Genomic DNA, 22,902 nt, shown 5'->3' on the forward strand with positions numbered 1-22,902 from the left:
CGATGTCCACGCCTACCTCCCTGCCCCGCTATGTGGTCTTTGGCGAAGCGCTGACCGACATGGTGCGCCAGCCCGACGGCAGCTGGCTGGGCCTGCCTGGCGGCTCATGCTGGAACGTAGCGCGCACCGGCGCGCGGCTGGGCATTGCCACCGCGTTCGCCGGCGCCGTCAGCCAGGACCTGTTCGGCGACGACCTCGCGCGCGCCAGCGCCACGGCCGGGCTCGATGCGCGTTTCCTGCAGCGCGTGCCGCGCTCGCCCTTCCTTGCCTTCGTCGCCTCGCGCCATCCGCCGCAGTATTTCTTTGTCGGCGACGACAGCGCCGACCTGCACTTCGATCCCGCCGCGCTGCCTGCCGGCTGGCGCCAGGCTGCGGAAGTGGTGCATTTCGGCTCGATCAGCCTGGTGCGCCAGCCGCTGGCCACACGGCTGTGCGAAGAGGCCACCCAGGCCGCTCAGGCCGGCAAGCGCATCGCCTTCGACCCCAATTTCCGCGAGCTGATGCGCACGCAAGGGTACGCCGCGGTGCTGGCGCATATGCTGCGCCTGGCCAGCTACGTCAAGATTTCCGACGAAGACCTGGCAGGACTGTTTCCAAGCCTCGACACCTCCACTGCACTCGCGCAGGTACGCGCCATGGCGCCCGACGCTACCGTGATGCTGACGCGCGGTGCCCAGGGCATGACGCTGTTCAAGGGCAGCGCCAGCATCGAACAGCCCGCGCTGCGTGTGGAGGTCGCCGACACGGTCGGCTGCGGCGATGCCGCGATGGGTGGGTGGATGGCCGGTGTGTTGTCGGGCGCCGCGCACGATCTGGCGGCGCAGGCGCGGCTTGCTGCGGCTGCCGCGGCGGTCGCCGCGACGCGGGCCGGGGCGTATCCGCCGTCGCGCGAGGAAGTCGAGGCGTTGCAGAGCGCTACGGCAGGAACGCCGGCGACAACAACCGCAGCCCGATCGTAAAAAACCGCTCGCCGGTCCCGCCGCCGAACACATTGCCATAGGTGGTGTCGACCTGAACCCGGTCCCGCACGACCCAGAAGCGCAGACCCGCCTGGAACGATGGCTTGCCGCGATTTTCGCCGAAGGTCTCGGCCACGATGGCCACGCGTGGATGTACCTGGGTCTCGGTGCCGACACCCCATGTCATGCGCGTCTGTCCCGCTTCGGTATCGCGATTGGCGCCGAGGTTGAGGTGCGCGAGGAAGCGGTCTTCGGCAAACGAGAACGACACCGGCAGGTTGACATAGACGTTGCCAAACAGCTTGCGCTGTTCCGCGCTCGGATGATGGATCACGCCAGCGGTAAAGGCGACGCCGTAGCCGCCGGTTTCCAGCGGCCGCAGCAGCGTCTTGCCCTGGAACTGCACGTTGGTGAAATCCGTGCCGCCGTCCACGCGCTGCAGCGACCCGCCCAGTGTCAGTTCGAGATTTCCCGTCGGGTTGCAGCCCGGCAACGCCCAGAACTCATTGCCGCCGGACTGGACCTGCATCCACGATTCGAGCTGGCACGACTTGGGATCGACGATGCGGGCATCATCGGTAATCAGCGGCCGCGCGGCGAGCGCAGGGCGGCAGGCGGCGGCCAGCAAGGCCACCGCGGCGAGACGGACAAAGACTTGGGGCCATGCCATGGCAACCCTCCTGGACACGCAGGGACACGGCCGACGACGATACACGACGGGCCGTGACACGATTTCGATGAACAGGAAAGGGACGCCGCCGGCTCGGCGACGGCGCGCGCGGGCTGCACGCGCTCACCGCGATTGACGCCAATGGAAACCACTGCAGGCGGCGTTGCCGCGCCTGCAGCCACAAGACTGCAGTTGCTCAGCGCCCCATGGCGGCCCGGGGCGATCCCCTTCCGCGAGAATGACTGGAACAACTGTCCACGGATAACTCCGTTTATCAGAAGGGGGCGCAGTGTAATGCCTGCGTTGGAAGCGGGTCAACCCATCTGCGCCATGGATTGCATGGCCGCTCAGGAACCCGCCTTGTAGTTGGTTTCCTTGACGATGCGGGCCCAGCGGGCCGTATCTTCGGCGATGGTGGTGGCGAACTGCTCCGGCGTGCTGCCGACCGCCTCGTAGTCGATCGCCGCCAGTTTCTCCTTGATCTCCGGCAGCGCGACGATGCGCGTCACCTCCTGGTTCAGCCGGTTGACGATCTCCTTGGGCGTCCCCGCCGGCGCCAGCAGGCCGGCCCACGAGTTGAACGCCATGCCGTCGAAGCCCGCCTCCTGCATGGTCGGCACCTGCGGCAGTGCCGGCGATCGTCTGGAGGCGAACACCGCCAGCGGACGCAGCTTGCCCGCCTTGATCATCGCCATCGAGTTGAACGGATCGATCGTCATGTCCACCTCGCCCGACACCACCGCCTGCATCTGCGGCCCGGTGCCCTTGTACGAGACGCTGACGACATCGGGGATGCCCGCGTTCGCCTTGAAGCTCGCGCCGATCAACTCGATCATGCTGCTGCCTGCCGACAGGCTCAGCGGCCGGGTCTTGGACTTGGCCAGCGCCACGAACTCCTGCACCGTCCTGGCCGGCACCGACGGGTGCACCACCATCACGAAGCCGATATTGCTGATCAGCGAGATCGGCGCAAAGCTCTTCAGCGGCTCGTATCCGGCCTTGTACAACAGCGGGCTGAGCGTCTGCGCGCCGGCCGTGTTGAGCAGCAGCGTGTAGCCGTCCGGCGCCGCGCGCGCAACGATATCCGTGCCGATGATGCCGTTGGCGCCGGGCCGGTTCTCCACCACCACCGACTGCTTCAGCGCCTCGCCCAGCTTCTGCGAAATCAGCCGCGCCACCACATCCGTGGCGCCACCGGGCGAAAACGGTACCACCATGCGGATCGGCTTGCTGGGATAGGTGTCGCTCCAGGCCAGCGTGGGCAGGGTGCCCAGCACGGCGGCGCACAGCAGCACGCGGCGGCGCAGCTTGACGGTCATGAGGTTGTCTCCGGTTTGCGGGCTGTGCCGGCAAATCGCACGCCCTGCTGTTATTCACAATAGTAAATCAGATTTTATTCCCATGAATTTCATCGTCAACTGAGGGTATGTACGGACGACGTTGACGGCCCCACAGCGGAAGCAAGCCACAGACAAAGCAAAAACCCGGCCATGCGTGCCTGATTCAAGCTGGGTGTCTCTTACCACTCCCAGTTTGAATCCGATCGAGCTGGCCATCGCAACGATCTCGCAGCGCCAGGCAACTCCCCGTCTAGCCTTTTGCGACAACGCTTTCCAGCGCAGGACCGTGCCGCGCCAGCGAACTGGCGAGCGCCATGACTGGCGATCAGGGCTATGTGCGGTACCGCACATAGCGCAATCCACGGGACACCCTGCGGCCCCTAGAAATTAATGGCGATGGATCCCGGCGGCCCCTTGTGAGGCTGCATGCCAATGGGGACCGACAGCAATGCTGGCGAGAGGCGGCCAGTTGACGAAGGGAACCATGACAACGCCGCTCGAATTCATGGGGTGCAATTGCCTACGGTGAGGAGAGAGATATGTTCAACAACGAAAACAGCAATGGCCCAGCCAGGCCAATGCTAATGGCTGCCATCCTGGCTGCCGCACTGAGCCTGACGTCGCGGACACCGCACGCCCAGGTGGTAGATCCATTGGCGGGTCTGCGTTCGCTCAAGACCGTTACGGTTCCGGGTCCCCCTGCCGAAGTCCTGGACGAGTTCGTCAAGGACAAGGCGGCCGCCATTCAGCTCGGCAAGGCGCTGTTCTGGGACATGAAGGTGGGCAGCGACAACAAGACCTCTTGCGCCAGCTGCCACTTCCATGCCGGTGTCGATAACCGCATCACGAACCAGCTCTCTCCAGGCCTGCTGGGCGGCGATAAAACCTTCCAGCTGGGCGGGCCAAACTACACTTTCAAGCCGGAAGACTTCGGGTTCACCAAGCATGTGGAGGTGAACCAGTCGCAGCCGCAACTCTCGAACGTCAATGAGGTTTCCGGCTCGCAGGGGGTATTCACGGCGAACTTCGTTGAATTCGGCACAGGCAGCACGGGCGATGTCTGCGCCAATGTTTCCGACGACATCTTCCACGGCGGTACGGGCTTCAACATCAACGGCATCAACACGCGCCAGGTGACCGGGCGCAATACCCCTTCCGTCATCAATGCGGTATTCAATTTCCGCAACTTCTGGGACGGGCGCGCCAACAACATGTACAACGGCGGCGACCCGTTTGGCATGCGCAATCCGGAAGCCCTGGTGTGGAAGAATGAGGGCGGCGTGGTGAAGCAAGCCAAGCTGGCCATTCCAGGCGCCTCCCTGGCGTCGCAAAGTGACGGCCCTCCCCTGAGTTCGGTCGAAATGAGTTGCAATGGACGGTCATTCATGAAGCTCGGCAAGAAGCTGCTTGGCCAGCGGCCGTTGTCCGGCCAGGTCATCGCGGCTGACGACAGCGTACTTGGCCCGCTGGTGTTACTGCGCAGCAAGGATCAGGTACCGACCTACTCCGAGATGATCAAGAAGGCGTTCCGCTCCCAGTACTGGAACTCGCCGACGCTGTTGAAGATGTCGGCTGCGGATGAGGCGAAGTTCGCCTCGATGGATCTGTTGCCTCCGCGCCAGTTCAAGCGCAGTACCGGGAAATTCGAGGTAAGCCAGATGGAAGCCAACTTCGCGCTCTTCTTCGGCCTCGCCGTTCATCTTTACGAATCCACCCTGATTGCCAACGACACGCCGGTGGACCGCTACCTCGAGGGCCAGACCACAGCCCTGAATGAGCAGCAGTTGCGCGGCGCCAGAGTCTTCACCGGGGCCGGGCGTTGCGGCTTCTGTCACTCGGGTCCTGAATTCACTGCCGCCTCATTCTCCAGCGTGACCAGGCAGCGGCTCAGGCGGATGCCGATGGGGGATGGGCTGGAAGCTGTCTATGACAACGGCTTCTACAACATTGGCGTGCAACCGACCACAGAAGATCTCGGTGTAGGCGGCACAGATCCGTTCGGCAATCCGCTCTCTGAAACGCGGATGGCGCAGCAGGGCAAGACCCATTTGCTGGGCAACGGCTTCGATACCGCTAAGGAGACGGCAGTCGACCCAACCCAGCGTGTGGCTGTTGACGGTGCCTTCAAGGCACCAGGTCTGCGCAATCTGGAGTTTACCGGCCCATATTTCCATAATGGCGGCAAATCTACCCTGTTGCAGGTGGTCGACTTCTACAACCGCGGCGGGGATTTCGCGGACGTGAACAGGGCTAATCTGGATCGTGGCATCGCACCGCTCGGCCTGACGGAGCAGCAAAAGTTAGACCTGGTGGCTTTCCTGCTTGCCCTGGGTGATGACCGCGTGCGCTATCGCAAAGCGCCGTTCGACCACCCCTCGCTGTGCTTCCCCCAAGGGCATAAGGTCAACGGTACCGGAGGCTTGGAGCAAGACGGAACCACCGGGAACGGCGTGGACAAAACGGAATGTATAGGCGCGGTCGGTGCGGGCGGCGCGAGTAGCGGCCTCAAGCCGTTCCTCAATCTCGATCCGTTCCAACGCTAGCGGCGAGCGCTGATGGCGGGGTCCATCCCGTGGGGTCGGGGCGGGACGGACTGCTGTCAGACGGACGCCGACGCGGCTATCAGTGCCGCCTGAGCGCGACAACAGCGGCAAGCAAGCCTTGACAATCCGGGCCGGACCATTGTCGACGCAGATTGTCGGGGCGGGATCTGCAATGCCGTGAAGCGGGCAACGCGGCGCCGACATTGTCACTGGAGATATATGTCGCCCCCGATTATCTGCCACGATTATTCATTCTACAGGGAAGACTGCCGGAATCGCCCGCCGCGTTCACTTGCGATTACCGTCTCCTATCAACAAGAGCCCGCTCCCGATATTATCGGCCGACAAAATATTTCCGGACGATGCCTATATACACCATTTCGCAATCCAATAGCATCACAGCGCCGGAATAATCAAACGGATTGATTTTTCATTTACTTTCCGGATAGCATGCCGGGCGCGCCGCGGCAGCCGCTTCGATGCTACCGCGCTCACGCATTGCCCCTCCCGGCGGCAAATGCCGGCCGGCCCGGAAGAAAGACAAAGGTGGAAACATCCACCCGCACAAACAGGAGACGTTAATGGCACCCTTGCTGTTCAAGGTGGAAGACCGTCCGCCGCGCATCACTACCGTGCTGCTGGCGCTTCAGCATTTGCTTGCCGCCCTCGGCGGCATTATTGCGGTGCCGCTGGTGATCGGCGGGGCATTAAAGCTGCCGACCGCTGAAATCATTGCGCTGGTGAATGCCGCGCTGATCGGCTCGGGGGTGGTGACCATTATTCAATGCAAGGGCGTCGGGCCGGTCGGCATTCGCCTGCCGTGCGTGATGGGCACCAGCTTTTCCTTCGTCGGCGCTGCCATCAGCGTTGGCGCCGAGCACGGCGTCGCCGGCATCCTGGGCTCGGCGCTGGTTGGCTCGCTGCTGATGATCGTCGGCAGCCATTTCATGCCGACCATCCGCAAGCTCTTCCCCCATACCGTCACCAGCGTGGTCGTCACCATGATCGGCCTGTCGCTGATACCGGTCGCGGTGGACTGGGCCGCCGGTGGCCGCGGCAGCCCGCAGTATGGCGCGGTCGGCAACCTGGCGATCGCGGCTTTCGTGCTGGCGCTGGTGGTCGCGTTGGTGCAGTGGGGCAAGGGCATGATCTCGGCCTCGGCGATCGTGATCGGCATCCTCGGTGGCTACCTGCTTTGCCTGGCGCTGGGGCTCGTCGATTTCACGCAGATGCGCAATGCGCCGGTGCTGGCGCTGCCGCAGCCGCTGCATTTCGGCTTGTCGTTCCCGGTGTCGGGCATCGTTGCAATGGCGATTGCCTACCTCGTGACGACGGTGGAATCCACCGGCACCTTCATGGCGCTCGGTTCGGCCACGCAGACGCCCATCACCGGCAACAAGCTGTCGCGCGGCATCCTGTGCGACGGCTTCGGCTCGGCCTTTGCAGCGCTGGTATCGAGCCCGCCGCTGTCGACCTTCGCGCAGAACGTCGGCGTGGTGTCGCTGACCGGCGTGGCCAGCCGCCACGTGGTGGCGCTGACCGGCGTGATGCTGCTGCTCGCGGGACTGTTCCCGGTGCTGGGCGCGCTGGTGGTGACGATTCCCCAGCCGGTGCTCGGCGGCGCCGGCCTGATGATGTTCGCGATGATCGTCTCGGGCGGCATCAACATGCTGAGCCGGATCGAATTCACGCAGCGCAATACGCTGATCGTGGCGGTGTCGATCGGCTGCGGGCTGGCAGTGACCTTCCGCCCGGAACTGCTGTCCAAGCTGCCGCTGTTCGTGCAGGAGGTGTTCGGCTCGGGTATCTCGGTGGGGTCGCTGGTGGCAGTCGCGCTGAACCTGGTGCTGCCGGGCGCCGAGGCCGAGCATGCCGAAGACGAGCAGAACAACGAGGTGGCGCAGGCCTCTGGCGAACTGGCCTGACTTGCAAGCTTGACGAGCGGACGCTGCCGGCCTGGCCCGCGAGCGTCCGTTTTTTGGCCATTGCGCCTCGCCGCGGCTTCAGTCCAGCGTGATGTTCGCCTTCCTGATCACCTCGCCCCAGCGCTGGGTCTCGACGCGCACCAGGGCGGCATATTCGGCGCTGGTGCCGGGCATCGGGATGGCGCCCTGCGCCGCAAGGCTCTCCGCAGTCTTCTTCTCTTTCGCGATCTTGTTGATCTCGAGCGAGAGCCGGTCGACGATCGCCTTGGGCGTTCCCGCCGGGACCAGCACGCCTGACCACGAATCGACCGCGAAGTCGGCAATGCCGGCCTCGACCATGGTCGGCACCTCGGGCAGCGAGGCTACCCGCTTCGCGCTCGCAACCGCAAGCGCGCGCATCTTCCCGCCCTGGATGTGTGGCAAGACGTTCGGCAGGTTGACGAACATCAGGTCGATCTGCCCCGACATGAGGTCAACCGCCGCCGGGCCCGCACCCTTGAACGGCACGTGTTCGAAGCTGGTGCCAGTCTTGTGCTGGAACAGCTCGCCGACCATCTGGTTGACGCTGCCGTTGCCTGCGGAGCCCATGAACAGCGGCTTGCCCCCCGATTTTGCATAGGCCACGAGTTCCTTGACCGTCTTCGCCGGCACCTTGTTCGAGACCACCAGCACGTTCGGCACAGCGGCGAACAGCGCCACCTGGACAAAGTCCTTGTTTGCGTCGTAGGGCAGCTTCTTGTAGATCAGCGGGTGGATGGACTGGTGCCCCGACGAAGCAAGCAGCAGCGTATAGCCGTCAGGCGGGGACTTGGCGACCAGGTCCGCCCCCAGCGTGCCGCCCGCGCCGGGCTTGTTCTCCACGATGACCTGCTGCCCTAGCGTCTCAGACAGGCGCTGCGCCAGCACGCGGCCAATAAGGTTGACGGTGCCGCCGGCGGGGAACGGAACGACGAGGCGGATCGGCTTGTCCGGATACGCGGCGGAGGCCGCGGAAGCGGGAGTGGCAACGCAGGCAGCGCTAACAGCCGCAATCAGTAACCTGGCGATGAGCTTCATGGTGCTTGGGCAGTAGGAAGGATGGATGGGTCAGGCCGCTGCCAGGGCGGCGATGTCGTGCTTCATCTGGTCGCGCGCCGCATCGAGGCGCTGCCGTATCGACATCACGGAGGCCAGCACAGTCTCAAGATGAGCCTGTTGACGCTCGATGGCAAGTGCCACCTCGGACGGCGCAGGGCCGCCGTTGCGGCGTGCGTTGACGCTCTCGACAGGGTCCAGGTACTGGCGCAGCTTGTGGTCGGGCCATTCGATGGCGCGGCCGATCACGTCCACTGCGGCGCGGTCGAGCATGGTGCTGGTCACTTCGGCTGCGGACTGGCCGGCATCGAGGGCAAGGCGCACCAGGCCGCCCACGACATGGTGAGCGTCGCGGAACGACAGTCCCGCGTCGGCGACGAGCCCGTCGGCCAGGTCCGTTGCCACTGAGAAGTCGAACCTGACCCGCTGCAGCATGGATTGCCGCTTCGGCTCCACGCTGCCGACCACCAGCCTGAACAGCGACAGGCAGCGCGAAGTTTCCTCGCAGCACTCCCAGAAGCTGCGGATGCTCTCGCGGCTGCTGTCGCCGGTGTGCGTGAAGTGCGTTCCCTTGACCGTCATCAGCGCGGTAGTCAGCAGGCCGACCACGTGGGCACTCTTGCCGCGCAGGTACTCGAGCACGGCGGGGTTCTTCTTCTGCGGCATGATGCTCGAGGTACTCGCTACGCGGTCGGGGAAGGACAGCAGGCCGAATTCCGGCGTGGACCACACGTAGAAGTCCTGCGCCACCCTGCCCCATGTCAGCGCGACGATGGCCATGGCGGACATTGCCTCCCACGCAAAGTCGCGCGATGCCACTGCATCCAGCGTGTTGTGCACCAGCGAACCGAAGCCGAGCCCGGCCGCCGAGACGCACCTGTCGATCGGAAAACGCGTGCCGGCCAGCGCGCCTGCGCCCAGCGGCATGGCGTCGATCCGCGCCAGCGTCGCATGCAGGCGGTCCATGTCCCGCCCCAGCGCCTCGGCCACGGCGCTCAGGTAAAAGCCGAAGGTGATCGGCTGCGCGGGCTGCAGGTGCGTGTAGCCTGGCATGACCGCATCGGCAAATTCACCGGCCCGCTGCAGCGCCACCCTGCGGACACTGCCCAGCGCCTCGATGGTGTCGAGCACGATGCCGCGGGCGCGCATCCGGTCGATCGTGGCCGCGATGTCGTTGCGGCTGCGCGCCATGTGCAGGCGTCCGCCGATGTCGCGGCCGCTCACTTCCATCAGCCGCGCTTCATAGTTGAAGTAGGGATCCTCGCGGGCGGGATCCAGCATCACTGCGTCAGGACCTTCGGTTTCCATCTGCCGCAGGCCGCCGGCCAGCCTGCGCGCGACCTCGGGCGACACCAGGCCGGTCTTGTGCAGCATCAGCAGGTGCGCCTGGTTCACCTCGGTGAGGTACGGGAATTGCCTGGTGAAGTCACGCGCAAGGCGCGGACCGTAAATGTGCTCGCAGATTTCTCGGGCAAGCGGCTCGTTGAGCCGGCGGCTGACTTTGGATTCCATGGTTCGTGGTGCGTTGTGTGATGAACCCAGTATCGAAGCCAGCCGCATACCGGTCAAATGACAGTTTCAAGGGGGTGCATGCATTTTTGATATGGGCATCCGGCAATGCCTGTACCATGCCGGCATGAACTTCAAGCAGATTGAAACCTTCCGCACCGTCATGCTGACCGGCTCCATGACCGTCGCGGCGAAGCAGTTGCATACCTCGCAACCGAACGTGAGCCGCGTTATCGGCAAGCTCGAGGCGGAGCTGGGCTTCGAGCTGTTCGACCGGCTGCCGGGGCGCGTGGTGGCGACCAAAGGCGCCGAAGCGCTGTTCAGGGAGGTCGAACGCGCCTTCGTCGGACTGGACAGCCTGAGCGACTCGGCGCGCGCGATCCGCAACGCCGGCGTCGGGACGCTGCGCGTGGCGGCCGCAGCATCGATATCGCTGAGCGTGCTGCCGCTGGCGGTGCGGCGGTTCAGCGAAAAGTACCCGCAGGTGCGCATCGTCTGCGACACCAGCGAGTCCTACGTGATCGCCAACTGGATCGCCACGCAGCACTGCGACATCGGCTTTGTGTCGAACATCTCCGACAAGCCGGGGGTGGTGGCATCCGTCATCCATACCGAAAGCGCGGTGTGCGTGGTGCCGGCGCGTCACCGGCTGGCGAAGAAGAGGCGGCTCGTCCCGGAAGACCTCGCCGGCGAACGCTTTATTTCCTTGCCCGCGGGCAGTTCGTCACGGCATGCAATCGACGCCGTGTTCGGCGACGGCGACCGCATCATGGCGCTCGAAACGCCCTTCGCCGCGACGATCTGCAGGATGGTCGGCGAAGGGCTCGGCGTGAGCCTGGTGAACCCCATCGTGAGCCGGACCATGAAGTTCCCGGGCGTGGCAGCGATCCCGTTCAAGCCCGATATCCCGTCCGGAGCTATATGCTGCGCGCGCAGCTGGCGCCACGCGACACGCACGTCAACCATTTCGTTGCCTGCATGCGAGCCGCCTTCGACGCCGTGTGACCGACGGCGGCTTACTGCCCGCCGACGGTCGCATCGATGCGATACACCGCACCACTGGCCGCCGATGTCCCGCCGTCCGCCAGTACATAAAGCGCCTGCGCGGCATCCACCCCGAACGAATACACGTTGCCGGGGATCGTGACGTTCCAGTCGACCTGCTCGGCCGCGCCACCGTCGCGGAACACGAAGCTCGACAGCCTGCCGGTGCACAAGTCCGAATAGAAATAGCGGCCTTGCAGCGCAACCAGCGCATTGCCCCGGTACACATAGCCGCCGACGATGGCGCAGCGGCCGGCATCGTGGCCGTACTCGAATACCGGCAGCGTCAGCCCGGCCGTATCGCAGGTGGCGGCGCCCACGCATGCGGTGCCTTCCATGCGGTCCCATCCGTAGTTCAGCCCGGCGGCGGTGGCCTCGGCGACGTCGACCTCCTCGCGCTGGTCCTGGCCAACGTCCGCGATATACAGCCGTCCGGCATCAAATGAAAACCGCCACGGATTGCGCAGTCCGAATGCCCAGATCTCGCCCCGCCTGCCGCTCTGGCCGGCAAACGGATTGCCGGAGGGAACGCCATAAGGCTGCCCCGATGCGCCGCTGACGTCGATGCGCAGCACTTTGCCGAGCAGCACGCCGAGGTTCTGCGCATTGCCGGACGGATCGCCACCACCACCGCCATCGCCGGTGCCGACGTAGAGCATGCCGTCCGTGCCGAACGCCAGCTGGCCGCCGTTATGGTTCTGGAAGTTGCTGTGCGGGATCGACAGCAACACCGTGCCCGTGGCGTCGGCAACGTCGGGATTACCCGCCGACACCTGGTAGCGCGCGATGGTGATGGCGCCGTTGTTATCGGTGTAGTAGACATAGAAGCGGCCGTTGCTGGCATAGCCGGGATCGAATGCCATCGACAGCAGGCCGCGCTCGCCGTCGGTGGTAGTCAGCGCATCGATATCGAGGAAGGGCGTGCCCAGCAGCGCGCCGTTGCGCACGACGCGGATGCGCCCGGCGCGCTCCACGATGAACAAGCGCGCGTCGCCCGCGGGCGCGGTGAGATAGATCGGTTCGGCCAGTCCACCAGCCACCTGCTTCAGCGCCAGCCGCACCGGCTGTGGCGAGCCATAGACGACGTTAGCCGTGGCGCCCGCGCCAGCGCCAACAGTCACCGACTGGGCCGGTGGCTGCGGCTGGTATTGGCTGGTGCCGGCGAGCACGTCGGCCGCGCTGACCGTGTAGGTGCCGGTGGCAAGGTTGGACAGGGTTGTCGACTGGGCGACGGCCTGGCGGTATTGCCCCGGGCCAGTCACCGTGACCGCCGCCGGAGTGCCGGACGGCAGGCCGGTGACTGTCAACGACAAGGTTCCCGGGCCGCCGCCGCTATCGCCGCTACCGCCGGTATTGCCGGAACCGCCCCCATCGCCGCCACCGCCACCGCCGCACGCCGCCAGGCCCAGGCAGCAGGCAACAAACCATTGGCACAGCGAAGATCGTAGTGAGACTGACATGATGCACTCCTGCCACCCCGGCGCCTGCTGCCACGCAAGAACCGCTCCATGCCGTGGCAAGGGTTGTCTGTCTTACCCCTTGCCACCCCGCCAGACCTGCAGCGGATCCCACGGCGGCGCGGCGCCTTCCGGCTGCGGCAGAGCCTGCGCTTCTGCCATCATGGCCTCGGCCCGCGCCTGCAGCTTGTCCAGGCAGCGCGACAGCACGCGCGCTTCTTCGGCGCTCAGGCATGCCGCCAGCTCGCGGTTGAAGGCGCGCGCCTGCGCAAAGGCGCGGTGGTAGACCGCTTCGCCCTCTTCCGTCAGCGTGAACGCGGCGGCGCGCCGGTCCTGCGCACGCGCCTCGCGTCGCACCAGGCCGCGCTCGACCAGCGCATGCACGGCGCGGCTGGCAAGCACCTTGTCAAGGCCAGCACTTTGCGCCAGCTCGGTCAGCCGGGTACCCGGCTGCTCGCCCAGGAAGGCAATCATGCGCCATTCGCGCCTCGTCACGCCAGCGGTGGCGCGCAGATGAAGCCCCGCGGCCCCCAGCGCCACGCGGTTCAGGTGGTAGACCCGGTAGTTGATGAAATCGCCCAGCCGCCTGGGCCGCTGCAGCCGGCTGCCGCCGTCGTCGTATGCCATGCCCTACCCGCTAATTAGTTGACTTTGTCAATTATATCGACGGGTGTTAGCGTGCCACCCATACCAAACGACAACCCGGAACCGAGGAGACACCGTGAGCCCCCGCAACTGCCTTCCCCGCCTTGCCGCCTGCCTGGCGGCCACTGCTACCGCTTTCACCGCCTGGGCGCTGCCCGCCGGCGCGCAGTCGGAGCGCCCGCTGCGCATCCTGGTCGGCTACCCCGCCGGCGGCACCGCCGACCTTGCCGCGCGCCTGGTCGGAGACAAGCTGCGCGAGACGCTGAACCAGAACGTGGTGGTGGAGAACAAGCCCGGTGCCGGCGGCCGGCTGGTGATGGACTATGCCCGCATGCAGCCCGCCGACGGCCATACGCTGGTGGTGGCCAACTCGGCCGTGATGACGATCGCGCCGCTGGTCTACCGCAAGCTCAACTACGACATCCAGCGCGACTTTGTCCCGGTGGCGCAGGCAGCCAATTTCCAGTTGGCACTGGCCACCGGCCCGGGCAGCCCGGCGCGCTCGCTCAAGGATTACGTGGCGTGGCTCAAGGCGGGTCCGCAGAACAACTCCTACGCCTCGCCGGCGCTGGGCAGCATCCCGCATTTCTTCGGGCTGATGATCGGCAAGCAGGTCGGCGTGGAGATGCTGCATGTGCCGTTCAATGGCTCGGCGCCGCTGATGAGCGCGCTGGTGGGCGGGCAGGTGCCGGCCTCGGTCGATACGCTGGCCGACCTGACCGAGATGCATCGCGCCGGCAAGGTGCGTGTGCTGGCCACGTCCGGCACGCAGCGCTCGGTGGCACTGCCCGATGTGCCGACCTTCACCGAACTGGGCTACAAAGGCATCGAAGGCGAAGGCCGCTACGGCGTGCTGGCGCCCGCCGGCACGCCGCGGCCGGTGCTGGACAAGCTCAACGCCGCCATCGTCAAGGCCGTGCAGTCACCCGACGTGCGCGACAAATTCCTGAAGCTGGGGCTGGAACCGGCCACCGGCACGGCCGACGCGTTTGCCGGCCTGCTGAAGGCGGACACCGCCAGGTGGGCGCCGGTAGTGAAAGCCTCCGGCTATACCGGCGACTGACAAGCCGCAGCGAGCCACCATGCCGATCCGCAATACCCTGTTCATCATGTGCGACCAGCTGCGCCGCGACCACCTGGGCTGCTACGGGCACCCCACGCTGCGCACGCGCAATATCGACGCGCTGGCCGCGCGCGGTGTGCGCTTCGACCGCGCCTTCGTCACCTCCGGCGTCTGCGGCCCCAGCCGCATGAGCTTCTACACCGGCCGCTACGTCAGCAGCCACGGCGCCACCTGGAACCGCGTACCGCTGTCGGTCGGCGAAGTCACGCTGGGCGAGTACCTGAAGGACAGCGGCCGCGAGCTGGCGCTGGCGGGCAAGACCCACGTGATGCCCGACAACGCCAACCTCAGGCGCCTGCACCTCGACGGCGGCACCGAGCTGGAGACGTTGCTGCGCAGCGGCCATTTCACCGAGGTCGACCGCCACGATGGCCATCACGCCGAGCCGCGGGGTGCCTATGCGGATTGGCTGCGCCGGCAAGGCTACGACAGCGCCGACCCATGGACCGACTACGTCATCAGCGCGGAGAACGCACAAGGCGAAATCGTCTCCGGCTGGCACATGCGCAATGCCGGCCTGCCCGCGCGCGTGGCCGAGCCCCATTCCGAGACGGCGTACACCGTCGACCAGGCCATGCAGTACATCGGCGCGCGCGGCGACGAGCCGTGGGTGCTGCACCTGTCGCTGGTCAAGCCGCACTGGCCCTACCTCGCGCCCGCGCCCTATCACGCCGCCTACAAGCTCGACGACTGCCTGCCGCTGCGCCGCCACGCCGCCGAACTGGAAGGCCCGCATCCGGTGCTCTCGGCGTACCGCACCCAGGAAGAATGCGCCAGCTTCATGCGCCAGGAAGTGTCGGATACGGTGCGCCCCGCCTACCAGGGGCTTATCCAGCAGATCGACGACCGCCTGGGCCTGCTGTGGGACCAGCTGGAACGCCTTGGCCGCTGGCAGGACACGCTCATTGTCTTTACCGCCGACCATGGCGACTTCCTCGGCGACCACTGGCTGGGCGAGAAGGAGCAGTTCTACGACACGGTGCAGAACGTGCCGCTGATCGTCTACGACCCCTCGCTCGAGGCCGATGCCACTCGCGGCAGCGCGCAGCAGAACATGGTGTCGGCGGTCGACGTGGTGCCGACGGTGCTCGATGCGCTGGGCCTGCCGCCGGCCGGCCATCGCATCGAAGGCCGCTCGCTGCTGGACCTGACCCGCTCGCGCGATGCCGCGCAGTGGCGCGATTTTGTCGTTTCCGAACTCGACTACGCCTACCGCGGCGCCCGGATCGCGCTCGGCCGCCACCCGGGCGAATGCCGGGCCTGGATGGTGCGTGACGCACGCTGGAAATACGTCCACTGGCAGGGCTTCCGGCCACAGCTGTTCGACCTGGAAAACGATCCGGACGAGTACTTCGACCTGGGCGACGACCCGGGCCATGAAACCGTGCGCAACGCCATGCGGCTGCGGCTGCTGGACTGGTTCTGCACGCTCAAGCCGCGTGTGACCGTGACCAACGAGGAGGTCGCGGCCAAGACCAACGTGTACAAGCAGGCTGGCGTGTTCTTCGGCGTGTGGTGAACGCGCCGGGTACGGAACCTGCAAACGCATGGCGTCCACACACTCACCGCACCTCGCCATGAAACCTGTCACGCTGATTGGTGCCCCAACCGACGTCGGGGCCGGCACGCGCGGTTCCTCGATGGGCCCCGAGGCACTGCGCGTCGCCGGCCTGGCGCAGGCGCTGGCGCGCAACAACCTGGCGGTCGAAGACGCCGGCAACCTGGCCGGCCCCGCCAATCCGTGGCAACCGCCGCGGGACGGCATGCGCCACCTCGACGAAGTCGTGGCGTGGAACCGCGCCGTCTATGATGCGTGCCTCGGCACGCTGCAGGCGGGCCGGCTGCCAATGCTGATGGGCGGCGACCATTGCCTGGCGATCGGCTCGATCAGCGCCGCGGCGCGCCATTGCCGCGATACCGGCAAGACCCTGATGGTGCTATGGCTCGATGCGCACGCCGACGCCAATATCGGCACCACCACGCCCACCGGCAACATGCATGGCATGCCGGTGGCCTGCCTGTGCGGGCACGGCCCCGCGCCGCTGACCACGCTGGCGGGCCCGGCGCCGGCGGTGGAGCGCAGCGCGATCCGGCAGATCGGCATCCGCAGCGTCGATGCCGAGGAAAAGCGCCGCCTGCATGAACTGCAGCTGGCGGTATACGACATGCGCTACATCGACGAGAACGGCATGCGCTACACCATGCAACAGGCGCTGGCCGGCATCGACGCGCACACGCACCTGCACGTCAGTTTCGACGTGGATTTTCTCGACTGCGCGATTGCGCCGGGCGTGGGCACCACCGTGCCGGGCGGGCCGACCTACCGCGAGACCCAGCTCTGCATGGAAATGATCGCCGATACCGGCCGGCTGGCATCGCTCGACGTGATGGAGCTGAATCCGGCCTGCGACGTGCGCAACCAGACCGGGCAGCTGGCCGTGGACCTGGTGGAAAGCCTGTTCGGAAAATCGACGCTGTGGCGTCCGCCGCCAGCCTGAAAAAGTTGCACGGCGTGCCTGTCGATACTGCAACGCCATGCCGCATGCGGCACCCGGAGACCCGCCAGGCGCGCGAACCTGCGCTGCCGCGGGCCGGCGGCCGGTGGCGTACCCCTTGCAACACCGGTAGTCAGGCCCACCGTTCGGGCCGGCAACCGGAGCGATCATGAAGAACATCTGGATCCTGGTGGCGGACGAATCCGTCGCCCGCGTCTTTGCCTCGCATGCAGACGCCGCCCCGCTGGCGGTAGTCGAAGAAATTACCGATGCCGCAGCGCACGCCGACCGCGCCGACCTGCGCCGCGACGCCTATGGCCGCCGTGGCCACGCCGCCTCGCAGGGCGATGCCGGTCATCCCGGCGCGCACCAGGTCGGCCCGTCCACGGTTACATCGTCCGCGGGCGAGGACGAACTGCACCAGGAAGCGGAGCTGTTCGCGCACCGCGTGGCGGATTTCCGGCGGACGCCCGCAACAAGCAGCGCTATGAAGAACTCGTGCTGATCGCGGCGCCGCGCTTCCTGGGGCTGCTGCGCAAGACCTTGCCTGCTTCCGTCACCGACGTGGTGTCGCGCGAGATCGACAAGGACTTTATCCACGTGCCCAACAACGACCTGCAGCAACGGCTGGCGGACGAGGGCGTGGTGCCTGCGCGCCGTGACGAGCGAGTGAATACGGGAAGGGACCGCTAGATGGGGCGCTCAGGACTGCAAGCGCGCCACGGAAGCGGCCGCCGCACGCGCGTGCGGGCGGCCGCGCGAGCGTACGCGCGTTCAGCGCGCGGTGCCCGAACCGCTGGTCGAGCCGCTGGAGCCGCTGGACGTGCCGCCAGGGCTGGTGGTGCTGGTCGCACCGGACGTGCCGGTCGAAGTGCTGGAGCTCGGTGAGCCATAGCCGCTGCGGCTGCGTTGCTGTTCAGACACCGAGCCGGAACCCGACAGCGATCCCGATCCGCTGGTGCTGCCGGTGGCTGAGCAGCCAGCCAGGATGCCGAGCGAGGCGAGCAATGCAGTGCTGATGCGTAGCGTCGTTTTCATCTGATCCTCCGTCTTGCAGGTTGCGACCGGGCCTTGCAGCGATGCAGGACCGGCCGGCGAGCGCGCTGGAATCGTCGCTCCGCCCTGTTATCACGCAACTGACGTACCAGTAGCCGGCCGGCAAAGCCAACAAGGGGCTACTGCTGCCAAAACGGTGCCGGGAAAGGACCTGCCTGCGGGCTTGCTGCAGTAAGAAGTGCGCGGCGCGCGTAAAACTTACCGCGCGGCTCCCGCGTGTTGTGTAGTGCGGCGCTTACAGAAAACGACGCTAGCGCCTGAGCGTCCATTTGTAGGCGTAGCGGTCCGGGCGGAACAGCAGCTCGGCGCAGAGCAGCGGCGTGCCGTCGATGTCGTACGGGGTGGAACGCAGCCGCAGCAGCGGCTCGCCCTCGGCAACGCCCAGGCGCCTGGCCACATCGGCCGGCGCGGCCACGGCGCTTGCCTCCATCGTCGATTCCTTGAAGCGGTAGCCGAGCCGGCTCTCCAGCACCGACATTGCGTCATTGGTCTCCAGGTCTTCCTGCACCAGCCGGCGCATCAGCGGCTCGCGCCCAAGCAGCGTGAAATGCGCCACCGGCGCATCGTCCCAGAAGCGCACCGTCGACACGCTCAGCACCTTCTCCGCGGGCTCCAGGTCGAGCACCTTCGTCACGAACGCCGGCGCGCGGACCAGCTTGACCGAGGCGAGCTTGCCGTACGCCAACTGGCCGCGCGCACGGGCGGTCTCGTAGAAACCGGTCAGCGCACCAAGGCTCGGCGTGTCGGTCGGGCGCGTGACGAAGCTGCCCTTGCCGTTGACCTTCTCGATCAGCCCGGCATTGTGCAGGCCTGACAACGCCTGGCGCACGGTGATCCGGCTCACGGCGAATTCGGTCATCAGCTCGGCCTCCGACGGCAGCTTCGCGCCCGGACCCAGCTGGTTGCGGACGATCCGCTCCCGGATCTCGTTCTCGATTTCCTTGAATCTTGGCAGCGCCACGTTGTGTTCCGCCTGGCGGCGGCTCCGATGCGGGGGATCAGGGATTATACCTATCATGACAGGTCAGGTCGCAAACACTGTTGACCTGTTATAACAGGTAATGGCAGTATCGCATCGCCAGCGCATGACAGCTCCTCCGACTTTCCCTGACCGAGTTGCATCCGCAATAGCCACCACAAAGGAGACAACGTATGCAAGCCACCGCCCTGACCCTCAGCCCGGAAGCGTTCCGCGCGCAAGACCCGGCCTCCTGGCCGTTCACCGTGCGGCGCTCCACGCCTGTCATTGGCGCCGAAGTCGAGGGCATCGATTTCCGTGAAGCCCTGGATGACGCCACCTGCCTCGCGCTGCGCGCCGCGCTGCTGGCGCACAAGGTACTGTTCTTCCGCAAGCAGGCGATCACGCCGGCGCAGCACGTGGCCATCGCGCGCCGCTTCGGTGAACTCGAAGTACATCCGATGTTCACGAACCACCCCGAGCATCCGGAACTGGTGGTGTTCGGCCGCGACGGCGAAAAACGCGGGCGCGAGAACCTGTACCACTCCGATGTGTCCTGGCGCGAGATTCCCTCGATGGGCTCGATGCTGCGCTGTATTACCTGCCCTGAAGTGGGCGGCGACACCATCTGGATCAACATGGCCGCGGCATATGAAAAGCTGCCCGAGGACGTGAAGGCGCGCATTGCCAACCTGAAGGCGGTCCATGACGCGATGCCCACCTTTGGCGCCGCGCTGTCCGAGGAGAAGTATGAAGACATGCGCGCCAAGTACCCGCCGATGGTGCACCCGGTGGTGCGCACCCATCCGGAGACCGGCGAGAAAATTCTCTTCGTCAACGAGGCCTTCACCACGCACTTCGCCAACTTCGTCAAGGAACAGGCCTACCGCATCGGCTCGGACTATCGCCCGGCCGAACTGGATCTGCTGCAATACCTGTACCGCCAGGCGGCGGCGCCCGAATACCAGGTGCGTCTGCGCTGGGAGCCCGACACCATCGCCCTTTGGGACAACCGCTCGACGCAGCACTACGCGGTGCAGGACTACTTCCCCGCGGTGCGCCACATGAACCGCGCCACCATCATCGGCGACCGTCCGGTATGAGCGGCCCTTCCCCATCGATTTTTCGATCGCCTCCGAGGCAAACCCGATGAAACTCGTCGACAAGTTCTATATCAACGGCCAGTGGGTACAACCCGCGCCGGGCGCGACCCAGGCCGACCTCATCGATCCCGCCACCGAGTCGGTGGCGGGCAGGATCGCCATGGGCACGGCTGCCGACGTTGACCATGCGGTAGCCGCCGCGCGCGCCGCCTTCCCGGCGTGGTCGGCGTCCACCCGCGAGGACCGCATCGCCCTGCTCGAGCGCATCATGGCCGCGTACCAGGCGCGCCTGGGCGACCTGGCGCAGGCGGTGCGGCAGGAGATCGGCGCGCCGATCACCGTCGCCACCAACCTGCAGGCCGCGATCGGCCTGGCGCAACTGCAGGCAACGGTGCAGGCGCTGCGCGAGTTCGAATTCGAAAGCCAGCGCGGCAAGAGCTATCTGCTGCGCGAAGCCATCGGCGTGGCGGCGCTGATCACGCCCTGGAACTGGCCGCTGAACCAGATCGCCGCCAAGGTCGCTCCGGCACTGGCGGCGGGCTGTACCGTGGTGCTCAAGCCATCGGAAATCGCGCCGCTCGATGCGCAGATCTTTGCCGAGATCATGGATGCCGCCGGCACGCCGCCGGGTGTATTCAACATGGTCTTCGGCGAAGGCCGCGTGGTGGGCACGGCGCTGTCGTCGCACCGCGATGTCGACATGGTGTCGATCACCGGCTCGACCCGCGCCGGCGTCGAGGTGGCGGTCAGCGCCGCGCCGACGGTCAAGCGCGTGACGCAGGAACTGGGCGGCAAGTCGCCGCTGGTGATCCTGGATGACGCCGACCTGCAGGCCGCCGTGACCAGCGGCGTCGCCCAGGTGATGCTGAATTCCGGACAGACCTGCATCGCCCCGACACGCATGCTGGTGCCGCGCGCGCAGTATGAACAGGCGGTGCAGATTGCCGCCGCGGTGGCCAACGCGGTCACGGTCGGCGACCCCACCGATGCGCGGACCAAAATGGGGCCGATCTCGAACCGCGCGCAGTACGAGAAAGTGCAGCGGCTGATCGGTATCGGTATCGAGGAAGGCGCGCGCGTTGCCGCCGGCGGTCCGGGCCGTCCCGACGGGCTGGCGCAAGGCTTCTATGCCCGCCCGACCGTCTTCGCCGACGTGCGCAACGACATGACCATTGCACGCGAGGAGATTTTCGGGCCGGTTGTGTGCATCCTGCCTTACGACACCGAGGCCGATGCCGTGGCCATCGCCAACGATACGGAGTTCGGCCTGGCGGCGTACATCGCGTCGTCCAATCCCGAGCGCACCCGCAGGGTGGCCGCGCGCCTGCGGGCCGGCAGCGTGCGCGTCAATGGCGCGTCGATGGACATCTCGGTGCCGTTCGGCGGCTACAAGGCCTCGGGCAACGGTCGCGAGTTCGGCCCGGAAGGCATTGCCGAGTATCTCGAAACCAAGACCATTACCGGCTGACCGCGGCAATCGCCTGCGCGCGAGAGCCTGTCACAAGAGCCCGGCCCGACTGCGGGTGAGCAGCGGACGGGCTCGTCACTTTTTGCCTGGGAGTCAAGGACGCCAGGTCCTGTCCGCGCCGCTTCACCAGGCCTTCCCTCACCAGCACGGACAGCGCCCGCCGGATGCGGTGCCCGCCCCACCTGTCCAGGCTGGCCGCAAATACCGCGCATTCCACGCCCCGGCCTGCCGCCCTTGTCTGACACCAGCAGTCGGCGGCGTCCGACAGCCGCGCGCCACCAGGCAGCTATCTTTCAAAGACAGTCCCTTTTTGCCGAAGCGCCCGGCTATGTCGCCTGTACCCGACCCCACGCCTTCTCCGACGCCGCATGCCGATCCGCCTGTCCCCGCCGAAGTAGCCGGTCCGGCAGCGCCGGCCGACGCCCCGATGGTGGCGGTCGCGCCTGCCACGGTCTCCGCTGCGCTGCAGCGTGCCAGCACGGCACTGGTCGTGCTCGCCGTGCTGTTCTCGCTCTACGCCGTGCATCTCGCCCGCGATTTCCTCGTGCCGGTGGTGATCGCCATCGTGCTCGCCTACCTGCTCGACCCGCCGGTATCCGCGCTGCAGCGGCTGGGCATGCCGCGCGTGGCGGCCGGCACGGTGGTGCTGCTGGCATTGCTGTGCGCGCTGCTCAGCGGCGCCTACCTGCTGCAAGGCCAGGTGGAGTCCATCGTCAACAGCCTGCCCGAAGTTGCCAGCAAGCTGTCGCGCTCGGTCGGCGCGCTGCTGAGCGGCGACGATTCGATGTGGCAGAAGGTCCGGCGCGCCGCGACCGTGCTCAGCGGGGCCGGGCAGCCGCCGCCGCCGCGCGTGCCGCATGTGGTGGTGGACCACTCGGGGGATCAGATCAACACCATGCTGCTGGCCGGTTCGGTGAGCATCTTCACCATGGTCGGCCAGGCGGTGGTGGTGGTGTTCCTGTTGTATTTCCTGCTGCTGGCGGGCGACACCTTCAAGCGCAAGTTCATCAAGATGGTCGGCAATACCATCTCCGAAAAGAAAATCAGCGTGCACATGCTGGACGAGGTCAACCGCTCGATCCAGCGTTACATGGCCATGCTGCTGGTGACCAATGCGGCGCTGGGCATCTGCACCTGGATGTTGCTGAAATGGCTGGGCGTCAATAACGCCGGCAGCTGGTCGATTGCCGCGGGGGCGCTGCACCTGGTGCCCTACTTTGGCGCCATGGCGATCGCGGTGTGCCTGGGCATGGTGACGTTCATGCAGTTCGGCACGCTGGGCATGGCCGCGGCAGCCGCGGGCGGCTCGCTGTTGATCGCCACGCTGATCGGCTCGCTCGTCACCACCTGGATGACCGGGCGCATGGCCAGGATGAACGCCGTCGCGGTGTTCGTGGCGCTGCTGCTGTTCACGTGGCTGTGGGGCGTGTGGGGAATGTTGCTCGCGATCCCGCTGATCACCATTGCCAAGGTCGTGGCCGACCACATCGAAGGACTGGAAGTGGTGGCGGAGTTCCTTGGCGAATAGTCAGT

The 22,902-nt window shown here is 66.3% G+C and carries 19 protein-coding genes and 1 pseudogene; 12 read left to right on the plus strand and 8 right to left on the minus strand.

Annotation, left to right across the window (positions count from 1 at the left end):
* Nucleotides 1–2: 2 nt before the first annotated feature.
* Complete coding sequence (locus J8I82_RS06180) at nt 3–959, plus strand: carbohydrate kinase family protein (protein WP_209755375.1); 957 nt, start codon at nt 3–5, stop codon at nt 957–959.
* Here the strand turns inward: J8I82_RS06180 and J8I82_RS06185 are convergent.
* Nucleotides 916–1,629: a PA4824 family protein gene (locus tag J8I82_RS06185; protein WP_209755376.1), complete on the minus strand. Its 714-nt coding sequence runs from the start codon at nt 1,627–1,629 to the stop codon at nt 916–918. The two genes, J8I82_RS06180 and J8I82_RS06185, sit on opposite strands and share 44 nt — an antisense overlap.
* A 347-nt stretch (nt 1,630–1,976) precedes the next feature.
* Complete coding sequence (locus J8I82_RS06190) at nt 1,977–2,948, minus strand: Bug family tripartite tricarboxylate transporter substrate binding protein (protein WP_209755378.1); 972 nt, start codon at nt 2,946–2,948, stop codon at nt 1,977–1,979.
* 560 nt (nt 2,949–3,508) lie between these two features.
* On the opposite strand from J8I82_RS06190, the gene J8I82_RS06195 reads away from it, so the two are divergent.
* Nucleotides 3,509–5,512, plus strand: a complete 2,004-nt coding sequence (locus J8I82_RS06195) for a cytochrome-c peroxidase (RefSeq protein WP_209755380.1) — start codon at nt 3,509–3,511, stop codon at nt 5,510–5,512.
* 581 nt (nt 5,513–6,093) lie between these two features.
* Entirely contained in the window at nt 6,094–7,437 is a 1,344-nt protein-coding gene (locus tag J8I82_RS06200) for a nucleobase:cation symporter-2 family protein (RefSeq protein ID WP_209755382.1), read from the plus strand.
* Nucleotides 7,438–7,515: 78 nt separating this feature from the next.
* Here the strand turns inward: J8I82_RS06200 and J8I82_RS06205 are convergent, their stop codons facing one another.
* Both J8I82_RS06205 and argH read right to left on the minus strand, forming a co-directional pair.
* Nucleotides 7,516–8,493, minus strand: a complete 978-nt coding sequence (locus J8I82_RS06205) for a Bug family tripartite tricarboxylate transporter substrate binding protein (protein WP_209755384.1) — start codon at nt 8,491–8,493, stop codon at nt 7,516–7,518.
* A gap of 30 nt (nt 8,494–8,523) precedes the next feature.
* The gene (gene argH, locus J8I82_RS06210) at nt 8,524–10,023 is read right to left on the minus strand and encodes an argininosuccinate lyase (protein ID WP_209755386.1); all 1,500 of its coding nucleotides are present in this window, start codon (nt 10,021–10,023) and stop codon (nt 8,524–8,526) included.
* A 175-nt stretch (nt 10,024–10,198) separates the two neighbouring features.
* Here argH and J8I82_RS06215 point away from each other — a divergent pair.
* A pseudogene (locus J8I82_RS06215) lies at nt 10,199–10,891 on the plus strand (LysR substrate-binding domain-containing protein); the annotation flags it as partial.
* Nucleotides 10,892–11,036: 145 nt separating this feature from the next.
* Here the strand turns inward: J8I82_RS06215 and J8I82_RS06220 are convergent.
* A complete protein-coding gene (locus J8I82_RS06220; protein ID WP_209755388.1) occupies nt 11,037–12,524 on the minus strand; it encodes a PQQ-dependent sugar dehydrogenase in 1,488 nt (495 codons plus the stop codon).
* Nucleotides 12,525–12,596: 72 nt separating this feature from the next.
* A complete protein-coding gene (locus J8I82_RS06225; protein ID WP_209755390.1) occupies nt 12,597–13,148 on the minus strand; it encodes a MarR family winged helix-turn-helix transcriptional regulator in 552 nt (183 codons plus the stop codon).
* Between the two features lie 94 nt (nt 13,149–13,242).
* Between J8I82_RS06225 and J8I82_RS06230 the strand changes: the two genes are divergently transcribed.
* The 5 genes from J8I82_RS06230 (at nt 13,243) to J8I82_RS39035 (ending at nt 17,477) form a co-directional block, all read left to right on the plus strand.
* Nucleotides 13,243–14,229, plus strand: coding sequence for a Bug family tripartite tricarboxylate transporter substrate binding protein (locus J8I82_RS06230; RefSeq protein ID WP_209755392.1), 987 nt, complete (start codon nt 13,243–13,245; stop codon nt 14,227–14,229).
* A 19-nt stretch (nt 14,230–14,248) separates the two neighbouring features.
* Entirely contained in the window at nt 14,249–15,808 is a 1,560-nt protein-coding gene (locus J8I82_RS06235; RefSeq protein ID WP_209755393.1) for a sulfatase-like hydrolase/transferase, read from the plus strand.
* A gap of 58 nt (nt 15,809–15,866) precedes the next feature.
* On the plus strand, nt 15,867–16,787 hold the full coding sequence (rocF, locus tag J8I82_RS06240) for an arginase (RefSeq protein ID WP_209755395.1): 921 nt from the start codon (nt 15,867–15,869) through the stop codon (nt 16,785–16,787).
* Between the two features lie 166 nt (nt 16,788–16,953).
* Nucleotides 16,954–17,289 (plus strand): host attachment protein, encoded by a 336-nt coding sequence (locus J8I82_RS39030; RefSeq protein ID WP_280906066.1) that lies wholly within the window; start codon nt 16,954–16,956, stop codon nt 17,287–17,289.
* On the plus strand, nt 17,283–17,477 hold the full coding sequence (locus J8I82_RS39035; protein WP_284182998.1) for a host attachment protein: 195 nt from the start codon (nt 17,283–17,285) through the stop codon (nt 17,475–17,477). The genes J8I82_RS39030 and J8I82_RS39035 overlap by 7 nt, the downstream gene beginning before the upstream one ends.
* A gap of 81 nt (nt 17,478–17,558) precedes the next feature.
* Here J8I82_RS39035 and J8I82_RS06250 read toward each other — a convergent pair whose 3' ends face one another.
* Both J8I82_RS06250 and J8I82_RS06255 read right to left on the minus strand, forming a co-directional pair.
* Nucleotides 17,559–17,822, minus strand: coding sequence for a hypothetical protein (locus tag J8I82_RS06250; RefSeq protein WP_209755397.1), 264 nt, complete (start codon nt 17,820–17,822; stop codon nt 17,559–17,561).
* 268 nt (nt 17,823–18,090) lie between these two features.
* Nucleotides 18,091–18,801 carry a GntR family transcriptional regulator gene (locus J8I82_RS06255; protein WP_209755399.1) on the minus strand — a complete coding sequence of 237 codons (711 nt, stop codon included), beginning with the start codon at nt 18,799–18,801 and terminating at the stop codon, nt 18,091–18,093.
* A gap of 191 nt (nt 18,802–18,992) precedes the next feature.
* On the opposite strand from J8I82_RS06255, the gene J8I82_RS06260 reads away from it, so the two are divergent.
* The 3 genes from J8I82_RS06260 (at nt 18,993) to J8I82_RS06270 (ending at nt 22,897) form a co-directional block, all read left to right on the plus strand.
* Nucleotides 18,993–19,901 carry a TauD/TfdA dioxygenase family protein gene (locus J8I82_RS06260; protein WP_209755402.1) on the plus strand — a complete coding sequence of 303 codons (909 nt, stop codon included), beginning with the start codon at nt 18,993–18,995 and terminating at the stop codon, nt 19,899–19,901.
* Nucleotides 19,902–19,947: 46 nt separating this feature from the next.
* Nucleotides 19,948–21,369, plus strand: a complete 1,422-nt coding sequence (locus tag J8I82_RS06265) for an aldehyde dehydrogenase family protein (RefSeq protein ID WP_209755404.1) — start codon at nt 19,948–19,950, stop codon at nt 21,367–21,369.
* A gap of 328 nt (nt 21,370–21,697) precedes the next feature.
* Nucleotides 21,698–22,897 (plus strand): AI-2E family transporter, encoded by a 1,200-nt coding sequence (locus tag J8I82_RS06270; protein ID WP_209755406.1) that lies wholly within the window; start codon nt 21,698–21,700, stop codon nt 22,895–22,897.
* Nucleotides 22,898–22,902: the final 5 nt, after the last annotated feature.

This window comes from Cupriavidus consociatus, from assembly GCF_017814975.1.
Lineage (GTDB): Bacteria > Pseudomonadota > Gammaproteobacteria > Burkholderiales > Burkholderiaceae > Cupriavidus > Cupriavidus consociatus.

Bases quoted from the DNA above. Each gene is read 5' to 3' on its own strand.
- J8I82_RS06225 (WP_209755390.1), bottom strand. From the start codon at position 13,148: ATGGCATACGACGACGGCGGCAGCCGGCTGCAGCGGCCCAGGCGGCTG.
- J8I82_RS06250 (WP_209755397.1), bottom strand. From the start codon at position 17,822: ATGAAAACGACGCTACGCATCAGCACTGCATTGCTCGCCTCGCTCGGC.
- argH (WP_209755386.1), bottom strand. From the start codon at position 10,023: ATGGAATCCAAAGTCAGCCGCCGGCTCAACGAGCCGCTTGCCCGAGAA.
- J8I82_RS06200 (WP_209755382.1), top strand. From the start codon at position 6,094: ATGGCACCCTTGCTGTTCAAGGTGGAAGACCGTCCGCCGCGCATCACT.
- J8I82_RS06270 (WP_209755406.1), top strand. From the start codon at position 21,698: ATGTCGCCTGTACCCGACCCCACGCCTTCTCCGACGCCGCATGCCGAT.
- J8I82_RS06265 (WP_209755404.1), top strand. From the start codon at position 19,948: ATGAAACTCGTCGACAAGTTCTATATCAACGGCCAGTGGGTACAACCC.
- rocF (WP_209755395.1), top strand. From the start codon at position 15,867: ATGAAACCTGTCACGCTGATTGGTGCCCCAACCGACGTCGGGGCCGGC.
- J8I82_RS06235 (WP_209755393.1), top strand. From the start codon at position 14,249: ATGCCGATCCGCAATACCCTGTTCATCATGTGCGACCAGCTGCGCCGC.
- J8I82_RS06195 (WP_209755380.1), top strand. From the start codon at position 3,509: ATGTTCAACAACGAAAACAGCAATGGCCCAGCCAGGCCAATGCTAATG.
- J8I82_RS06185 (WP_209755376.1), bottom strand. From the start codon at position 1,629: ATGGCATGGCCCCAAGTCTTTGTCCGTCTCGCCGCGGTGGCCTTGCTG.
- J8I82_RS39030 (WP_280906066.1), top strand. From the start codon at position 16,954: ATGAAGAACATCTGGATCCTGGTGGCGGACGAATCCGTCGCCCGCGTC.
- J8I82_RS06190 (WP_209755378.1), bottom strand. From the start codon at position 2,948: ATGACCGTCAAGCTGCGCCGCCGCGTGCTGCTGTGCGCCGCCGTGCTG.
- J8I82_RS06180 (WP_209755375.1), top strand. From the start codon at position 3: ATGTCCACGCCTACCTCCCTGCCCCGCTATGTGGTCTTTGGCGAAGCG.
- J8I82_RS06260 (WP_209755402.1), top strand. From the start codon at position 18,993: ATGCAAGCCACCGCCCTGACCCTCAGCCCGGAAGCGTTCCGCGCGCAA.
- J8I82_RS06205 (WP_209755384.1), bottom strand. From the start codon at position 8,493: ATGAAGCTCATCGCCAGGTTACTGATTGCGGCTGTTAGCGCTGCCTGC.
- J8I82_RS06220 (WP_209755388.1), bottom strand. From the start codon at position 12,524: ATGTCAGTCTCACTACGATCTTCGCTGTGCCAATGGTTTGTTGCCTGC.